Below are 16,596 nucleotides of genomic sequence, written 5' to 3' on the forward strand. Positions count from 1 at the left end.
GCGCCGCGCGCGAGGGCGCGGCGCGATCGACTCAGGCGCGCAGCGTCGCGCCGCCGTCGACGTACAGGTCCTGCATCGCGATGTGGCCGGCCTGCTCGGACAACAGGAACATTGCGGCGTGCGCGATGTCGACCGGCTCGGCGAGCTTGCCGAGCGGGATGCCGCTCTTGAACGTCTCCAGACTACCGGCGATGACCCTGGCCTCGCCATGGGCATCGGCCCACATCCCGGTCTGCATCGGCGTGCGCGTGGACCCCGGTGCGACGAGGTTGCAGCGGATGCCCAGCGGCGCAAGCTCCAGTCCCAGACAGCGCACGAACATCGTCGCCGCGGCCTTCGACGCGGCATAGGCCGACATCGCATGGCGCGGGATGCCTGCGGCGTTGGACCCGACGACGACCAGCGCACCGCGGCGGCGTTGCGCCATGACCCGGGCAAGCGCGCGACCGACGTGGAACACGCCGTCGGCATTGACCGCGAACGTGCGCCGCCACTCCGCATCGCTGGTCTCCAGCACCGGGGTCGTCGACAGCACGCCGGCAACATGCGCGGCGAGGTCGATCGGTCCGACCTCGGCCTCCACCTGCGCGATGAACGCATCGACCGCCACCGCATCGGTCACGTCGAGCGCGAACGCATGGGCCGGTACCACGCCGGTCGTCTCGACGAGTTCGGGCGCGTGCACGTCGGTTGCGATCACCGTCGCGCCGCTGGCCCGCAGCAAGTCCACGACCGCTGCGCCGATGCCGCCGGCCGCGCCGGTCACCAGCGCGATCCGGCCTTCGAATCCTGTGAGTTGCATGAGAGTCTCCGCAATGGGGTTCGTGGACGCGGTCGTACGATGTGGCCTGACGCTTCAACGCGCGTCCGGCGCATCGCACGTCGCGCTCAGGGATGTAGGTCGAATGCCGCCAGCCGCGTATCGAGCAGCGGCGCGATCGCCGCGGTCGCGTCGCGACCGGTCAACTCGCCGTGCCGGAACGGCAGCTCGACCGCCTCGACCCGCGCCGCATGCGCCTGCCACAACGCCGACTGCAGCTGCGGCCGATCGACATGGTCGAGGCCGGCACGCACATGCAGCAGTGTGCCGTCGTACCGCGTGTGGTGGTGCAGCCGCACAAGCCGATTGGTGTCGACGACCGCGCGCACCACGCCATCGAGCACGTGGCCCGGGAGATTGCCGAGCGCGCTGTCGCCGCGGCGCAGGAACTCGACGATCGCTTCGCGGCTGCGCAACTCGGGATGGCGGTCCGGGTCGTAGCCGGCGATCGCCAGCAGCGCCCGGAGCGCATCGACGGCGTCGGGCTCGGGCTCGGCGCGCCAGCACTCGCTGGGATAGGCATCGAGCAATGCGAGCAGGCCGACCTCGCGGCCGAGCGCACGCAGGCGCACCGCCATCGCCTGGGCGAGGATGCCGCCGACCGACCAGCCAAGCAGGTGCAGCGGGCCGGTCGGCTGCAACGCGGCGACGCGGCGGGCATAGTCCTCGGCCAACGCATCGATGCTGTCGGGCAGCGGCTGCGCCAGGTCCAGCGCCGGCGATTGCAGGCCGTGGACGTCGCGCCGCGGGCGCAGCGCGCGCGCCAGCTCCCGGTAGCACCACGCGATGCCACCGGCCGGATGCACGACGAACAGGGGCGCACGCGTGGACGCCTCGTCGCCGCGTGCCAGCGCGATCGTCGGGCCGAGGCCGTGGTCGGGCGTGGCGGCGTCGGCATCGAGCAGCGCGGCGATGCCGGCCACCGTCGGCGTCGCGAACAGCGCGCCCAGGCCTGGATCGCGACCGAACTGGCGCTGGATCGCCAGCAGCAGGTGCACCGCGGACAACGAATCGCCGCCCAGCGCGAAGAAGTCGCCATCGCCGCCGACACGCGCGACGCCCAGCGCCTGCGCGAACAACTCGGCGACCGCGGCCTCGGTCGGCGTGCGCGGCGCCACGAACGCCCCGACATCGAACGCCGGCGCCGGCAGCGCGTCGCGGTCGAGCTTGCCGTTGGCGGTGACCGGCCAGGTGTCCAGCGCCACGAAAGCGGCCGGCACCATGTAGTCGGGCACCTGCGCGGCGACAGCCGTGCGCAGCGCCTCGGCATCGAACACACCGGCGTCGACCGGCTGCAGATAGCCGACCAGGCGTCGGTCGCCAGCGCGGTCTTCGCGGACGATCACCGCCGCCTGCGCGGCCTGCCCGCTGGCGACGATCGCCGCCTCGATCTCGCCCAGTTCGATACGCAGCCCGCGCAACTTGACCTGGTGGTCGCTGCGGCCGAGGAACTCGACGGCGCCATCGGCGCGCCAGCGCGCGAGGTCACCGGTGCGGTACAGACGCCCGCCGCGCCGGTGCGGATCGGCGATGAACCGCTCGGCGGTCAGGTCGTCGCGGCCGAGATAGCCGCGCGCGAGCTGCACACCGCCCAGGTACAGGTCACCGACGACGCCGGGCGGCAGCGGGCGCATGCGCGCATCGAGCACATACAGCTGCGTATTCCAGACCGGGAAGCCGATCGGCACCGGGCGCGAGGTGTCGTCGGCGCCGGCCGGCCAGAAACTCACATCGACCGCGGCCTCGGTCGGCCCGTAGAGATTGTGCAACTCGGCACGCACGCTGCGGTGGAAGCGATCGCGCAGCTCGGCATCCAGCGCCTCGCCGCTGCAGAACACGCGGCGCACGGCCAAGCCGTCGGCATCGGGCACCGCCAGAAATGCGGCCAGCATCGACGGCACGAAATGCAGCGTGGTGATGCCGCGCTCGCGGATGAGCCGGGCCAGCGCGACCGGATCGCGATGCGCATCCGGCGGCGCGACATCGAGTACCGCGCCGGCGATCAATGGCAGGAAGAACTCCCAGACCGAGACATCGAAGGTCGCCGGCGTCTTCTGCAGGATGCGATCGGACGCATCGATACGATAGTGCGTGCGCATCCATTCCAGGCGATTGACGATCGCGCGGTGCTCGACGACAACGCCCTTCGGCTCGCCGGTCGAGCCCGAGGTATAGATCACATAGGCCGCATCGCCCGGCTGTGCGGGCGACACGAACGGCGCGTCGAGGCGTCCGCCCCCACCCAACCCTCCCCCGCCCGCGGGGAGGGCTTGATCGCTGCGGTCGTCGCCATCAATCGCGAAGCCCCACCTCCCCCGCCTGTCGCGGAGGGTCCGATCGCTGCAGTCGTCGCCGGCATCCGGGAAGCCCCACCTCCTCCGCCTGCGGGGGAGGTCGGCGCCGTAGGCGACGGGTGGGGGCCGCGCGCGCTGCGGCGTTCGCCCCCACCCAACCCTCCCCCGCTTGCGGGGGAGGGCTCGATCGCTGCGGTCGGCGCCATCAACCGGGAAGCCCCACCTCCCCCGCCTGCGGGGGAGGTCGGCGCCGTAGGCGACGGGTGGGGGCCGGGCGCGCTGCGGCGTTCGCCCCCACCCAATCCTCCCCCGCTCGCGGGGGAGGGCTTGATCGCTGCGGTCGGCGCCAGCATCCGGAAACCCTCATCTCCCCCGCCTGCGGGGGAGGGCTCGACTTCTGTCGTGCTGGCCATCGGCCAGTCGTCCGGCGCGAACAGCGGCACGTCGCTGGGCCAGCGGCCCGCCGTGTCGCATGCGGCCAGCACGCAGAGCGGTTGCGCCGAACGCAGAATGCGAGCGAGCCGATCGTCCGGGTGCGCCAGGTCGAGCGGCAGGTAGGCGCCGCCAGCGCGCAGCACCGCAACCAGGGCGATGACGAGGTCCAGCGAACGCGGCAGCGCGACAGCGACGACGCCTTCGCGGCCCAGCCCGCGTGCCTGCAATGCCCGCGCCAGGGCACGGGTCCGGCGATCGAGTTCGGCGTAGCGCAGCGTCGTGTCGCCGAAGGCCAGTGCCGGCGCATCCGGCGTCGCCGTCATCGCCGCCTCGATCAATGCCGCCAGCGTGGTGTCGGGCAGCGGGTGCGCGGTCGTGTTGAAGTCCACCAGCGCGCGCCGCGCCTCGTCCGGTGTCGCCAATGGGATGTCATCGATGCCGTCGGCGGTGCAGGCCGCGGCGAGAAACGCCAGCAGCCGCTGCGCGTGCGCGGCGATGTCGTCGGCGCTGTACAGGGTCGGATTGGCTTCGAACTCAAGCTCGAGCGCGGTCGCCCCGTCGCCACGAAAGCCGATCGTCACATCGTCGATCGGCCCGGTGCCCAGGATCTCCAGCCGCACCTGCGCGCCATGCAACCGCGGCGGGCGGTAGAACGGCTGCACGTTGACCAGCGGGCCATGCAGCCGGCGGTGGCCGCCGATCAGGCCGAGATCACGGCGCAACTGCTCACCGCGGTAGCGGCCGTGGCGTCGACCGCGCACCAGTGCGCGCGCAGTCGCCTGCACGAAGTCGGCCAGCGAGGTGCCGGGCATCGCCGGCACGCGCAATGGCAGCACGTTCATGACCATCGCCGGCACCCGCGCGCTCGCGTTGCCCAGCCGGCCCATATACGGCACCCCAACCACCGCTTCGGCCTGTCCGGCCATGCGCCGGCAGTACTCGGCGGCCAGCGCGGTCAGCACGTCCGGCCAGGGCTGTTCGAGCCGCTGCGCAAGCGCGAGCAGGTCGGCACGCAACTCGGCATCGAGGCCGACGCTCAGCCGATGACAACCATGCGCGGCCGGCGCGAAGCCCGCGTCGAGGCCGGAGACCGCCGGCATGCCGGCCAGCGTCTGGCGCCAATAGGCAGCGTCCTGGCGGCATTTGTCCGAGGCCGCGTAGGCCGCGTCCTCGGCGATCGCACCCTCGAGCGGCGCAAACGGCGCGCCCGCATCCGCCTCGCCGCACGCCGCCCCGTACAGGGCCAGCACACGCTCGGTCAGCAGCGCCATGCCGTAGCCGTCGGTGGCCAGGTGGTGCACGCGCAGGTACCAGACGAAACGCCGATCGCCGAGCGCGTACAACCGCTGCAGCGCCAGCCGGTCGCGCGTCGGATCGACCGGCGTATCGCGATCGCGCGCCATCGCCGCCGAAGCAGCGCGTTCGGGCGCGTCTACGTGCGACAGATCGACGACCTCCAGTAGAGGCAGATGCTCGGAATCGATGCCCATCCGCGGGCCACCGGCGGTATCGCGCATGCGCAGCGACAGCGCCGGTGCCTCGGCTGCGGCTTGCTCGGCCGCGCGCACGAACGCGGCCACGTCCAGCGGCCCATCGATCCACAGCGCATGCGCGGTGTTGAACGCTGGATTGTCCGGCGCCAACCGCTGCGCGTACCACAGACCCGACTGCGCCTGGGTCAGCGGCCAATCGCCAGACACCGACACCACGGACGCCTCCACCGCCTCGGCCATCAGACGCGCTTCTGCTGCAGGTCCTGCACCACGCGCCACCAACCGGCCAGCGTGGTGTGCTCGGCCAGATGCGAGAACTCCAGCGGCAGGCCGGACTCGCCCCACTTCATCACCAACCCGAGCACGCGCATCGAGTCCAGGCCCAGGTCCATCAGATTGTCGTCATCGCCGATGTCCTCCGGCGCCTCGCCCAACTGCCGGGCGATGTCGGCGCGCATGCGCGCCAGGGTCAGGGGATCGCTCATGGCAACAGCTCCAGAATCTGGTCGGTGGTCAGTGGAACGCCGCAGGTGCGCGCGATCCAGTGCAGCGCCATATCGTGGTCGGCGCGGGTGAAATCAGCGAGGGCATCGGCGGCGACGAACGTCTGGATGTCGCGCTGGAACGCCTCGGTCGCCGTCGAAAGCACGCCGATGTGGGCGTAGACGCCGGTGATCAACAGTTGGTCGCGACCGCGCGCCCGCATCATCGTCTCGAGATTGCTGCGCTGGAACGCGCTGTAGCGATGCTTGACCAGCACATGGTCGCCATCGACCGGTGCGAGCGCGTCGACGATCGTCTCGTGCTCGGGCGTCGCGCGCATGCCCGGGCCCCACAGATCGGCCTGCAACCCACGATCGCGCCGATCCTGATTGCCGCGCTGCGCGGTGTAGAACACCGGAATGCCCCGACTGCGCGCATGTGCCAGCAACCGCGCGATGTGCGCGATCGCCGGCGCGATCGGCGCCGCCTGCGCCTCGTAGGCCGCCAGGAAATAGCGCTGCATGTCGTGCACCAGCAACGCGACGCGGCCGGTCTCGGGCACCCACGGCCCACGCGCGGCCGGCAGTTCGGCCGCCGTCGGCAACGGGTATGCAGGAATCGTCGGAAGCCCCATGTCTACTCGCTCAATCCTTCTGCAGTCGTGATTGCACGCTCTGCACTCGCCTCATTCGCAGACGCCAGGCGATCTGCTTCGGAGACGGCTTCGCATGGGGCCAGAGCGACCTTCCCGACCTCACACAAGTCACGATCATCCGAAGGCACCATCGAAAGGTTGCCAGCAGTGGACTGGTGGCCGGTGGCCACGCCAAGCGCGCCAGGGACGGTGCGCGCCCGAGTCAGGGCAGGATGCCCTGACCGAGGGGCAAGCGGCTGCCGGCCAGCAGGCCGATGCCCATCCAACGCAGAAGCGCAAGACAGTGCCGCGCTCACCAAAGGCACCATCGAAACGTTGCCAGCAGCGGACTGGTGGCCGGTGGCCGCGCCAAGCGCGCCAGGGGTGAGCCCGCTCTGCCTGCGCGGCGCAGGCCGCGCGAGCGGGCGAACGCCCGGCGTGCTGCGCCGGGCCGGACCGCTCCGCGAAGCGGAGGGGGTGCGCGCCCGAGTCAGGGCAGGATGCCCTGACCGAGGGACAAGCGGCTGCTGGCCAGCAGGCCGATGCCCCACTAACGCGGCAACAACGAACGGATGACCGGCGGCCACGCCAAGCACACCATCGGTGATACGCGCCCTGATCACGCGCCCTGCTCCGCAAGAAACCGCGCCCGCAACTGCGCACGCAACTCGCGGCGGCTCACCTTGCCCACCGCCGTCGTGCCGAACGCATCGACGAACACGATCTGGTCCGGCACTTTGAATGCCGCCAAGCCCCGCCCACGCACCCAAGCCTTCAACTCGGCAGGCCGCGGCCGCACCTCACCCGGAATCACGAACGCACAACTGCGCTCGCCAAGAAAATCGTCCGGAATCGACACCACCGCCGCATCGAACACCTGCGGATGCGCAAGCAGATGATCCTCGATCTCCTCGGCCGAAATCTTCTCGCCCGCCCGATTGATGTGATCGGTCGCCCGCCCCTGCACCACCAAATTGCCCTCGGCCGTCCGCAGGACCATATCGCCCGTGCGGTACCACCCATCCTCGGTGAACGACCGCGCATTCGCCGCCGCATCATTGTGATACGCGCGGATCGTGTACGGACCGCGCGTGAGCAGATGCCCCGTACCGCCGTCCGGCACCGGCGTGCCGTGATCATCGACGACCAAGACCTCGTCGTCGGGACTGATCGGCCGCCCCTGCGTCTGGATCACGACCTCGTGCGGATCGTCGAGCCGGGTGTAGTTGACCAAGCCCTCGGCCATGCCGAACACCTGCTGCAGCGTGCAGCCCAATCCCGCGATCACCCGTCGCGCCGCTTCGGGCACCAGCTTGGCGCCGCCAACCTGCACCACCCGCAGACTCGACAGATCGTGCGCCGCCTTGCCGGCCGCATCGGCCCACAGCAGCGCCAGCGGCGGCACCAGACCGACACAGGTCACGCGCTCGCGCGCGATCAGCGGAAAGGCCACATCCGGGCCCGGCCCCGGGCTCAGCACCACGCGCGCACCGGCGTACAGCGCGCCGAAGAAGCCCGGCGAGCTCATCGGGAAATTGTGCGCAGCCGGCAGCGCGACCAGATACACGCTGTCGCGATCGATGCCGCAGATATCGTTGCTGGCGCGGAAACTGTAGATGTAATCGTCGTGCGTGCGCGGGATCAGCTTCGACAGCCCGGTGCTGCCGCCGGAGATCTGCAGGAACGCGACCGATTGCGGATCGGGATCGCCCGGCAGCGCGGCACGATCGCCGTCGAGCGCGGCGACCGACACGAATTCCGCACCGTCACCGACCACACATACGTGGCGCACCGCCGGCACCTCGCGCTGCAACTCACGCGCCAGCGTGCGGTAATCGAAGGCTTCGTACTTCTCCGCGCAGACGTAGGCGCTCGCCTCGGCCTTGCGCGCGAAATGCGCGACCTCGGTCAACCGGTGCGCCGGCAGCGCATACACCGGCACCAGCTGCGCGCGGAACAGCGCACAGACCACCGCGATGAACTCGGGCACATTGCCCAACTGCACGACCACCCGATCGCCCGGCGCCAGGCCTTGGGCCAGCAAGCCGGCAGCGATGCGCTCGGCCTCGGCCCACAGCTGCGCATAGGTCCAGCGCACCGCACCGCCGACCACGGCGATCGCATCGGGATGCGCCGCGGCGCGCGCGCGCAGGAAGCCGGGAAAGGTCTCGCCGCGCCAGTAACCGGCCGCGCGGTAATGCGCGACCCGTTCGTCGGGCCAGACCTGGCGCAGCGGCAGGCGCTGCGGGGCGGAAGTGTCGCTCATGGCATCCTCGATCGAATCAGGCAGCGCGCACGTCGTCGATGTCCACTGCATCGAGCAGCGCGCGGAACTTGGCCGCGGTCTCGTCGACCTCGAGCGCCGGCTGCGAGCCGGGCACGATACCTGCACCGGCGAACAGGCGCATCGTGCGGCCCTGCACGCGCGCGCAGCGGATGGACACGTACCAGTCGCCATCGCCCTGGGCATCGGTCCAGCCCACCGCGCCTGCGTAGAACCCGCGATCGACCGGCTCAAGCGCGCGGATCGCCGCCAGCGCGGTCTCGCGCGGCGTGCCACAGACCGCTGGCGTGGGATGCAGCAGGCCGGCCAGCGCGGCCGAGGACAGTGACGGATCCTTCAACGTGCCGACGATCCGCGTGCCCAGGTGCCACATCGTCGCGGTTGCGTGCAGAGACGGCGTCGACGGCGCCTGCAACCTGCTACACAGCGGCGCGAGCGTATCGACGATCGCCTCCACGACATGCCGGTGCTCGTCGTGGTCCTTGGCCGAGGCCAGCAGCGCCTGCGCCGCGCACGTGTCCTGGGCCGGATCGCGCGCGCGCCGCGCCGAGCCGGCCAACGGATGCGAGACCACCTCCAGGCCGCGGCGCGACACCAGCAGTTCGGGTGTGGCGCCGACCAACCAAGCCGGTGCCTCGCCCGCGGCCACCGGCAGCGGTGCCACATACGTGGTCACGCTGGCATCGGCGCCCAGGCGCGAGGCCAGCGCCAGCGGATCGATCATTGATGCGGCATCGATTCGCAGGCTACGAGCGAGTACGACCTTGCGCAGCGGTGCGGCGGCGTCCACCGCATGCAAGCGGTCGAGGCAGCGCGCGACCGCCGTCGCATAGGCATCGGCGGCCGGTTCGGCCACATGCCCGCGCAACGGCGGCGGCCAGGCCGCAACTGCCACCGCATCGTCGGCCGTCGACAGGCCTGCAGGCTGGTACAGCGCATCGTCGCCGTGGGGGTCGAACGGCAGCGCCCCGACCAGCACGTCCGGCCCGTGGCGCACCTGGGCGAAGAACGCCGCCACCCGGGCGCCAAGCGTCGAGGTCGGCCCCGCAGGCAGCGCTGTCTGCCGGCCTTCCGCGGCGATCCGCCGCGCGGGGCCGCGCAGACGAAACCAGGTCGATGCCGCAGTGGCATCGCCGTCGCCGACGATCGCCTCGGGCGCTGCCATGAACGCCGATTCGGTCATCGCGCCGCCTCGCGGGGATGCAGCGCGGCGGCGGTGGACAACACCAGCAGCACGACGCCGATCAGCAGATACGGCGCGCTGGGCGAGACGCGGTAGAGCAGCGTGCCCAGCAGCGGGCCGACGACCATGCCCAGGCCCTGGACCGAAGCGATGGTGCCGGCGGCCGCGCCCTGCTCGTGCGCCTCGACCGAATCGGCCGCCAGCGCCTGGAACGACGGAAACACAAACCCCATGCCGAAGGCCGCGACCCCGTAGGCCAGCAACAACTGCCATTGCACGGCCACCAACGCCGACGAAGTGAAGCCTAGCGCCGAGATCAGCGCGCCGATCGCGATCCAGCGCGCCGGCGGCACCGCGCGCAATCGCATCACCAGCGCCTGGGCACACATCAGGCCCAGGCCGACCGCGGTCAGCGACATCCCGGCCGCGCGCGCGCCGTCGGTCGGCGACAGATCCAGCCGGTCGATCGCAAAGAAGCCGACCACGACCTGCGCGATCGTCACCGAGACCATCGCCGCAAACACCGCGTAGACCGGCAGGCGCAGGCGGCGATCGGCCACCGCCATGGTCGGGCGCGGGCCCGATCGCGGCGCCGACGCGACCGGCGCCGCGGGCAGCCGCCACCACAGCACCAGCAGCGACAACAACGGCAGGGCCGCCGCCAGGTACAGCGCCAGCGCGATGCTGCGGGAGGCGATCCAGCCGGCGGCAGCAGGGCCCAGCACCATGCCGACCGCGTTGGCGCTGCCCAGCCGCGCCATCACCGCACCGCGCCCCCCGGCGGCACCGCGTCGGCGACCAGCGCCGCGGCGGTCGGCGGCACCGCGGCATAGAACAGTCCGACCAGCGCACGCGTGGCGACCAGCGCGAGCACCGACAGCAGCACTGCCGGCGGATGCCGCAACGCCAGATCGACGAACACCGCCATCGCGATATAGACCAGGGCGTAACCGATGAGGCCTGCGAGCAGGACGCGCCGGCGTCCGATGCGGTCGCTCAGCGCGCCCCAGCGGCGCGCCGACAGCATCCACAGCACGCCGGCCGCGGTCACCGACAAGCCGGCATGCCACTCCGCCAGCCCCAGCAACCGCACGATCGGGCCGACGACGGCGACGAAGGCCATCATCGCCATCGTCCCGGCGAACGCGGTGAACACCAGCGCCGACAGGCCGGGCACGCGAGGGGGCGAGGCGGGAACAGCGGACATGCGCGACTCTCGATCCACCGGCCGGGCCGGCGACAGGGGGCGGGGACGACGGATCCGTCGCCTCGCGCCGGCCGGCAACGCCAAAAGCGGGGGGCGCGACGCGCTCAAATGATACCAACTCTCATTTGCGATCCATAGCCGAATGAGTTGTTGAGAATCGTTCGCAAACAAGTATCATTCATATTCCTGTCTGCGCGCCGCTCTGCCGGCGCGCAGGCAAAGACCCGCCTATTCAGTAGCGACGCCCTTCGGAGTTCCGATGTCATACCGTCTCGCCTTCTCCCCGCTCGCGGCCGTGGTCGCGCTCGTCCTGGCGCAGCCCGCTGCCGCCCAGTCCACCACGCCGCCCCCGGCGGCGACCGACTTCGATACCGTCGTGGTCACCGCGACCGGCGTGCAGCAGTGGATCCGCGACGCCCCGGCGAGCATCAGCGTGATCACGCGCGAGGACATCGAACGCAAGCCCGTCGGCAGCCTCGGGCAGTTGCTGAGCACGATCCCCGGCGTGACCGGCGGCTACGCCCTGTCGGGCGCGCAGGCCAAGATCCGGCTGCGCGGTCTGCCGGAGCAGTACACGCTGATCCTCATCGACGGTCGCCGCCAGGGCAATTCGTCGGGCGTCAACTACCGCGACAATCTGGGCGCCCAGGATCTCGACTGGCTGTCGCCGGACATGATCGAGCGCATCGAGGTGGTTCGCGGCCCGATGTCGTCGCTGTACGGCTCCGACGCCATGGGCGGCGTGATCAACATCATCACCCGCAAGATCGCGCCCACCTGGGGGGCACCGCCACCTATAACTACAGCCTGCCCGACGCCTCGGACCGCGGCGACACGGTCCAGCTCGGCGCCCGGTTCAGCGGCCCGCTGACCGAGCGCCTGGGCCTTCGGGTCGGCGCCAACCTGACCGATCGCGACTCCGATACCGGCACCGGCATCGGGCGGACGCCCGGCACGCGCTCCGAGACTGCCAACGCCCTGCTCCAGTGGCGCGTCAACGACGACCATGCCATCGGGTTCGAGGCCTCGCATGGCGTACAGCGCAACGTGGGTGGGCAAGCACTCGACGCGTTCGGCCTGTCGAAGCTGGTGCACACCGGCTACGTGCTCAGCCATGACGGCCGCTACGGCGACGCCTCGACCTCGAAGGCGACCCTGGTCCAGAACGACTACGAAGACGAGGGCAGTGCGGTGGGCAACCACGCCAAGGAGACGGTGTTTGATGCCGTCTTCAATACCGGCTTCGACTGGGGCGTGCCGCATGCCCTCAACGTGGGCGGCCAATGGAAGCGGGAGGAGCTGCAGAACGTCGATACGATCGGCACCGTGCCGGTGACCTGGACCGGCAGCGGCCGGATCAGCCCCAAGAGCGAGGCCGACGCCTGGGCGCTGTTCGTCGAAGACCATCTGTCGCTGCGCGACAACCTCACGCTGACGCTGGGCCTGCGCTGGGACAACACCGAGAACTACGACGACAATCTGAGTCCGCGCGTCTACGCGGTCTGGCATCCGTCGCGCGACTGGACGGTGCGCGGCGGTGTATCGCGCGGCTTCCGCGCGCCCAACCTCAAGCAGGGCTCGGCCGGCGCGGCGACCCAGTCCGGCGGCAATGGCTGCCGCAGCCTCGCGCCCGAGGGCTGGACTACCGATACCTCCTCGCCGACCTACCGCCCCAACGCCGACGGCACCCGCGGCTGCTACATGGCCGGCAATCCCAACCTCGAGCCGGAGACGAGCACCAACTACGAGATCGGCGCCGGCTTCGACCGCGATGGCTGGTCGCTGGCGGCGACCTACTTCCACACCGACTTCGAGGACAAGATCGAGCAGATGCCGCTCAGCGCCCTGCCCGGCTTCGACAGCAGCTATGTCAACGGGTTCTGGTGGACGGTCGCGCAGAACCTGCAGGAGGCGCGCACCCGCGGCGTCGAGGCCAGCATCGTCGTGCCGTTGCACGAACGCCTGACCTGGTCCACCAATGCCACCCGGATGCTCGAGTCGAAGAACCGCACCACCGGCGCCAGCCTGCTGGTGGTGCCCAAGCTCACCGCCAACACCTCGCTGGACTGGCGCATCGACGACGCCTGGGCGTTGTCGCTGAGCGCCCAGCATGTCGGCGAGCAATTGATCTCGGCCACCAGCCCGACCTTCGCCAAGGCCTACACCACCTGGGACTTGGTCGGTGGCTTCGACGTCAACGCCCATCTGACGCTGCGCGCAGGCGTGCGCAACTTCACCGACGAATCGACGCTGGAAGACGGCAGCAACTACGACGGCGGCGGCCGCACGTGGTTCGTGGGGGCCACCGCACGATTCTGAGCGGCCATCGTCATGCATGGGGCGGCCTGTTCGTCCCATGCATCGGACGTCACGATTGAGAATCAATCTCATAAACCATAAAATAACGAGGCCTTCACGCGCCTCGTTCTGCGCCGTCTCGGATCCCCCATGCCCGTTCGCTCCCGCCCGCTCCTCCGTCCCGCCCTGTTGACCAGCGCCATCGCCGCGCTGCTGCCGCTCACGGCACTGTCCCAGACGCCGGGGGACGCAACGACGCTCGACACCGTGCGGGTCACCGCCGAGCAGATCGCACGCCAGGCGCTGGGCGCGTCCACCGTGCTTGCCGACGACATCGAGCGCCAGCCGCCGCGCAACGACATCGCCGAGTTCCTGCGCACGTTGCCGGGCGTCAATCTGACCGGCAATTCGACCAGCGGCCAGCGCGGCAACAACCGCCAGATCGACATCCGCGGCATGGGTCCGGAGAACACCCTGATCCTCGTCGACGGCATCCCCGTCTCGAGCCGCAACTCGGTGCGTTACGGCTGGCGCGGCGAGCGCGACTCGCGCGGCGACACCGGCTGGGTGCCGCCCGAGCAGATCGAGCGCATCGAAGTGCTGCGCGGTCCGGCGGCTGCGCGCTACGGCAGCGGCGCGGCCGGCGGTGTGGTCAACATCGTCACCCGTGCGCCGGGCCCGCAGTTCGGCGGCTCGCTGAGCGTCTACGGGCTGGTGCCCACCCACGGTGTCGACGGCGGCAGCCAGCGCGCCGGCCTGCAGATAAGCGGGCCCCTGACCGATCGGCTCTCGTTCCGCCTGTCGGGCAGCGCCGGCAAGGCCGAATCCGACGACTTCGCCATCAACCGCGATCATGCCTCGGCACGCAGCGGCAGCAATGCCGGCACCTTTCCTGCCGGACGCGAGGGTGTGCGCAACCGCAACGCTGCGGCCAAGCTGCTTTGGGACGTGTTGCCCGGCCACCGGATCGACGTGGGCGCGGGGTTCAGCCGCCAGGGCAATCTCTATGCCGGCGATACCCAGAACACCAACCGCAATCCCGAAGTGCTCAAGTGGATCGATGCGGAGACCAACCGGCTCTACCGCCGGACGTTCGACGTCAGCCATCGCGGCGAATACGGCCAGGCCACCCGCTCACTGGCCTACGCCGCCGTCGAGAAGACCCGCAACACCCGCCTGCTCGAAGGCCTGGCCGGTGGCACCGAGGGCATCTTCATCGTTGACGGCGGGTTCGGCGACATCGACCTGCGCACGCTCACCCTGCATGGCGAAGTCAACCACACGATGACCGGCGACAGCGTCGACCACGTGCTGACGGTCGGCGCCGAGTGGGTCGACAGCCGACTCGAGGACAACGCCTCCGGCCTGAAGGACCGCAATCCGCAGCCGAACGTACCGGTGCCGCCGACCCAATGGAGCGGCCGCACCGATGCGCGCATCGCCTCGGTGTTCGTCGAGGACAATGTCTACATCGGTGACGCGCTGACCGTGACCCCGACGCTGCGCTACGACCACCATGACCAGTTGGGCGGCAACCTCAGCCCGGCGGTCAGCGCCGCGTTCGCGTTCCTGCCATCCTGGACGCTGCGCGCCGGCATCGCCCGCGCCTACAAGGCGCCCAACCTCTATCAGAGCAACGCCGGCTACTCGCTCTACAGCGCGGGCATCGGCTGCTGGGGAGGTGGCGGTCCGTGCTTCCTGGTCGGCAACGATGCACTCGACGCCGAGACCAGCGTCAACAAGGAAGTGGGCGTGCAGTTCGCCGACGGCCGCGTGCAGGCCGGCCTGACCTGGTTCCGCAACGACTACCGCGACAAGGTCGAGGCCGGCCACGTCGCGATCGATCGCGTCGGCAACGTCGACGTGTTCCGCTGGGACAACATTCCCAAGGCGGTGATCGAGGGCCTGGAGGGCAGCGTGGAGCTGCCGCTGGCGGACACGTTGCGCTGGAACACCAATGTGACCTGGATGCTCGAGTCCAAGAACCGAAGCACCGGCGACGCGCTGTCGACGATTCCCGAGTACACGGTCAACACCGCATTGGACTGGCGCGCCAGCGCGCGCCTGTCGCTGTTGGCCAAGGCGACGTTCTATGGCGAGCAGGTGCCGCAGCGCCTCGACTACCAGGGCCGCCCGGTCACCGGCAGCGCCGCCGACCGCATGCCGCCCTACGCACTCGTGGGCCTGAGCGGGCGCTACCGCATCACCGATCGGGTCAGCGTCACGCTGGGCGTCGACAACCTGCTCGACAAGCGCATCTTCCGCCGCGGCAACGCCTCTGGCGTCAATCTCGGCACACCCAACGAGATCCAGGGGGCCGGCGCCTACACCTATAACGAACCTGGACGCGCCTGGTTCGTCAGCACCAACATCGGGTTCTGAGCTCTCGATGCGCACGCCCATGCACACCCGCCGCCCCACCTCCCACCGCCCGATCCGCCTGGCGACGCTGGCCACAGCCGCCGGCCTGCTGCTCGCGCTGCAGGCCGTGCCGTCGACCGCGGCCGCGCAGCAGCGCGACCCCACGCGTGCGATCGGTCAGACCGTCGCCGACCACGCCTCGCCCCACTACGCCTTCGAACGCTTCGACATCGCCAGCCGCGACGGCCAGCGCACCTGGCGCGTGCACGTCGCAGTGCCGAAGACGCCGGCACCGGCCGCCGGCTATCCGGCGCTGTGGATGCTCGACGGCAATGCCGCGCTGGTCGAATTCGACGATGCACTGCTGGCCGAACTCGCCGCCCAACCGGTGCCGCATGCGCTGGTGTTCGTCGGCTACCCCAATGATCTGCGGATCGATTCGCAGGCGCGCACGCGCGACTACACCCCGTTCGAAGGCGAACGGCCGGTGCGCGGCGGCGGCACGATCGTTGGCGGCGGCGGGGCCGACGCGATGCTCGAGACCCTCGAGCGCACGATCCGGCCCGAGGTCGCCCGCCGGGTGCAGACCGACCCGGCGCAGCAGACGCTGTGGGGCCATTCGCTGGCCGGTCTGTTCGCGCTGCACACGCTGTACACGCGGACCGGCGCGTTCGATACCTACGCTGCCGGCAGTCCGTCGCTGTGGTGGGGCGACGGCGCGCTTTTGGGCGCACCCGAGCAGCGGTTCGTGGCCAACAACGCCGGGCGCCGGGCGCGCGTGCTGATCGGACTGGGCGAAGGCGAGCGCACGCGGCAGGTCGCGCACCGCGACCTGTCGGATCCGCGTGTGCAGGTCCACCTGCGCCGCATCGAAGCCGCGCCGCCGGACGCGGCGCACAGGCTCGCCGAGCGCCTGTCCGGCGTCGACGGCCTGCAGGTCACCTATCGTGAGTTCCCCGAACTGACCCACGGCCCGATGTTCCGGGCCTCGCTGATGTGGACGCTCCATGCCGTTGCCGGCATCGCCGACCACAGCGACACGCCGAGCCACGCCGATGGCGTGGACCCGGCACGATGATCCCGGCGCGGCCCAGGCCGCGCCCC

At 70.6% G+C, this 16,596-nt stretch carries 7 protein-coding genes and 3 pseudogenes; 3 read left to right on the plus strand and 7 right to left on the minus strand.

What is annotated here, in order from left to right; genetic code table 11:
• Nucleotides 1–31 precede the first annotated feature (31 nt).
• From BEN78_01855 to BEN78_01885, 7 genes and pseudogenes are all read right to left on the minus strand, one after another.
• Entirely contained in the window at nt 32–802 is a 771-nt protein-coding gene (locus BEN78_01855) for a 2,3-dihydro-2,3-dihydroxybenzoate dehydrogenase (protein ID ASR42331.1), read from the minus strand.
• A gap of 86 nt (nt 803–888) precedes the next feature.
• Nucleotides 889–3,047: pseudogene (locus tag BEN78_01860) on the minus strand (non-ribosomal peptide synthetase).
• A gap of 2,234 nt (nt 3,048–5,281) precedes the next feature.
• Nucleotides 5,282–5,527, minus strand: a complete 246-nt coding sequence (locus BEN78_01865; protein ID ASR42332.1) for a phosphopantetheine-binding protein — start codon at nt 5,525–5,527, stop codon at nt 5,282–5,284.
• Nucleotides 5,524–6,159, minus strand: a complete 636-nt coding sequence (locus tag BEN78_01870) for a hypothetical protein (protein ASR42333.1) — start codon at nt 6,157–6,159, stop codon at nt 5,524–5,526. Before BEN78_01870 ends, BEN78_01865 begins: the two co-directional genes overlap by 4 nt.
• A gap of 619 nt (nt 6,160–6,778) precedes the next feature.
• The gene (gene entE, locus BEN78_01875) at nt 6,779–8,425 is read right to left on the minus strand and encodes a 2,3-dihydroxybenzoate-AMP ligase (protein ID ASR44840.1); all 1,647 of its coding nucleotides are present in this window, start codon (nt 8,423–8,425) and stop codon (nt 6,779–6,781) included.
• A gap of 16 nt (nt 8,426–8,441) precedes the next feature.
• Nucleotides 8,442–9,626 carry an isochorismate synthase gene (locus BEN78_01880; GenBank protein ASR42334.1) on the minus strand — a complete coding sequence of 395 codons (1,185 nt, stop codon included), beginning with the start codon at nt 9,624–9,626 and terminating at the stop codon, nt 8,442–8,444.
• Nucleotides 9,623–10,833: pseudogene (locus BEN78_01885) on the minus strand (MFS transporter). The gene BEN78_01880 and the pseudogene BEN78_01885 overlap by 4 nt, the downstream one beginning before the upstream one ends.
• Nucleotides 10,834–11,143: 310 nt before the next feature.
• Between BEN78_01885 and BEN78_01890 the strand changes: the two are divergent.
• The 3 genes and pseudogenes from BEN78_01890 (at nt 11,144) to BEN78_01900 (ending at nt 16,570) form a co-directional block, all read left to right on the plus strand.
• A pseudogene (locus BEN78_01890) lies at nt 11,144–13,152 on the plus strand (TonB-dependent receptor).
• A gap of 129 nt (nt 13,153–13,281) precedes the next feature.
• Nucleotides 13,282–15,513: an outer membrane receptor protein gene (locus BEN78_01895; protein ID ASR42335.1), complete on the plus strand. Its 2,232-nt coding sequence runs from the start codon at nt 13,282–13,284 to the stop codon at nt 15,511–15,513.
• A gap of 241 nt (nt 15,514–15,754) precedes the next feature.
• Nucleotides 15,755–16,570, plus strand: a complete 816-nt coding sequence (locus BEN78_01900) for a hypothetical protein (protein ID ASR44841.1) — start codon at nt 15,755–15,757, stop codon at nt 16,568–16,570.
• Nucleotides 16,571–16,596 lie beyond the last annotated feature (26 nt).

The organism is Xanthomonas citri pv. mangiferaeindicae, assembly GCA_002240395.1.
Classification (GTDB): domain Bacteria; phylum Pseudomonadota; class Gammaproteobacteria; order Xanthomonadales; family Xanthomonadaceae; genus Luteimonas; species Luteimonas citri_A.

Bases quoted from the DNA above. Each gene is read 5' to 3' on its own strand.
- BEN78_01855 (ASR42331.1), bottom strand. From the start codon at position 802: ATGCAACTCACAGGATTCGAAGGCCGGATCGCGCTGGTGACCGGCGCG.
- BEN78_01865 (ASR42332.1), bottom strand. From the start codon at position 5,527: ATGAGCGATCCCCTGACCCTGGCGCGCATGCGCGCCGACATCGCCCGG.
- BEN78_01870 (ASR42333.1), bottom strand. From the start codon at position 6,159: ATGGGGCTTCCGACGATTCCTGCATACCCGTTGCCGACGGCGGCCGAA.
- entE (ASR44840.1), bottom strand. From the start codon at position 8,425: ATGAGCGACACTTCCGCCCCGCAGCGCCTGCCGCTGCGCCAGGTCTGG.
- BEN78_01880 (ASR42334.1), bottom strand. From the start codon at position 9,626: ATGACCGAATCGGCGTTCATGGCAGCGCCCGAGGCGATCGTCGGCGAC.
- BEN78_01895 (ASR42335.1), top strand. From the start codon at position 13,282: ATGCCCGTTCGCTCCCGCCCGCTCCTCCGTCCCGCCCTGTTGACCAGC.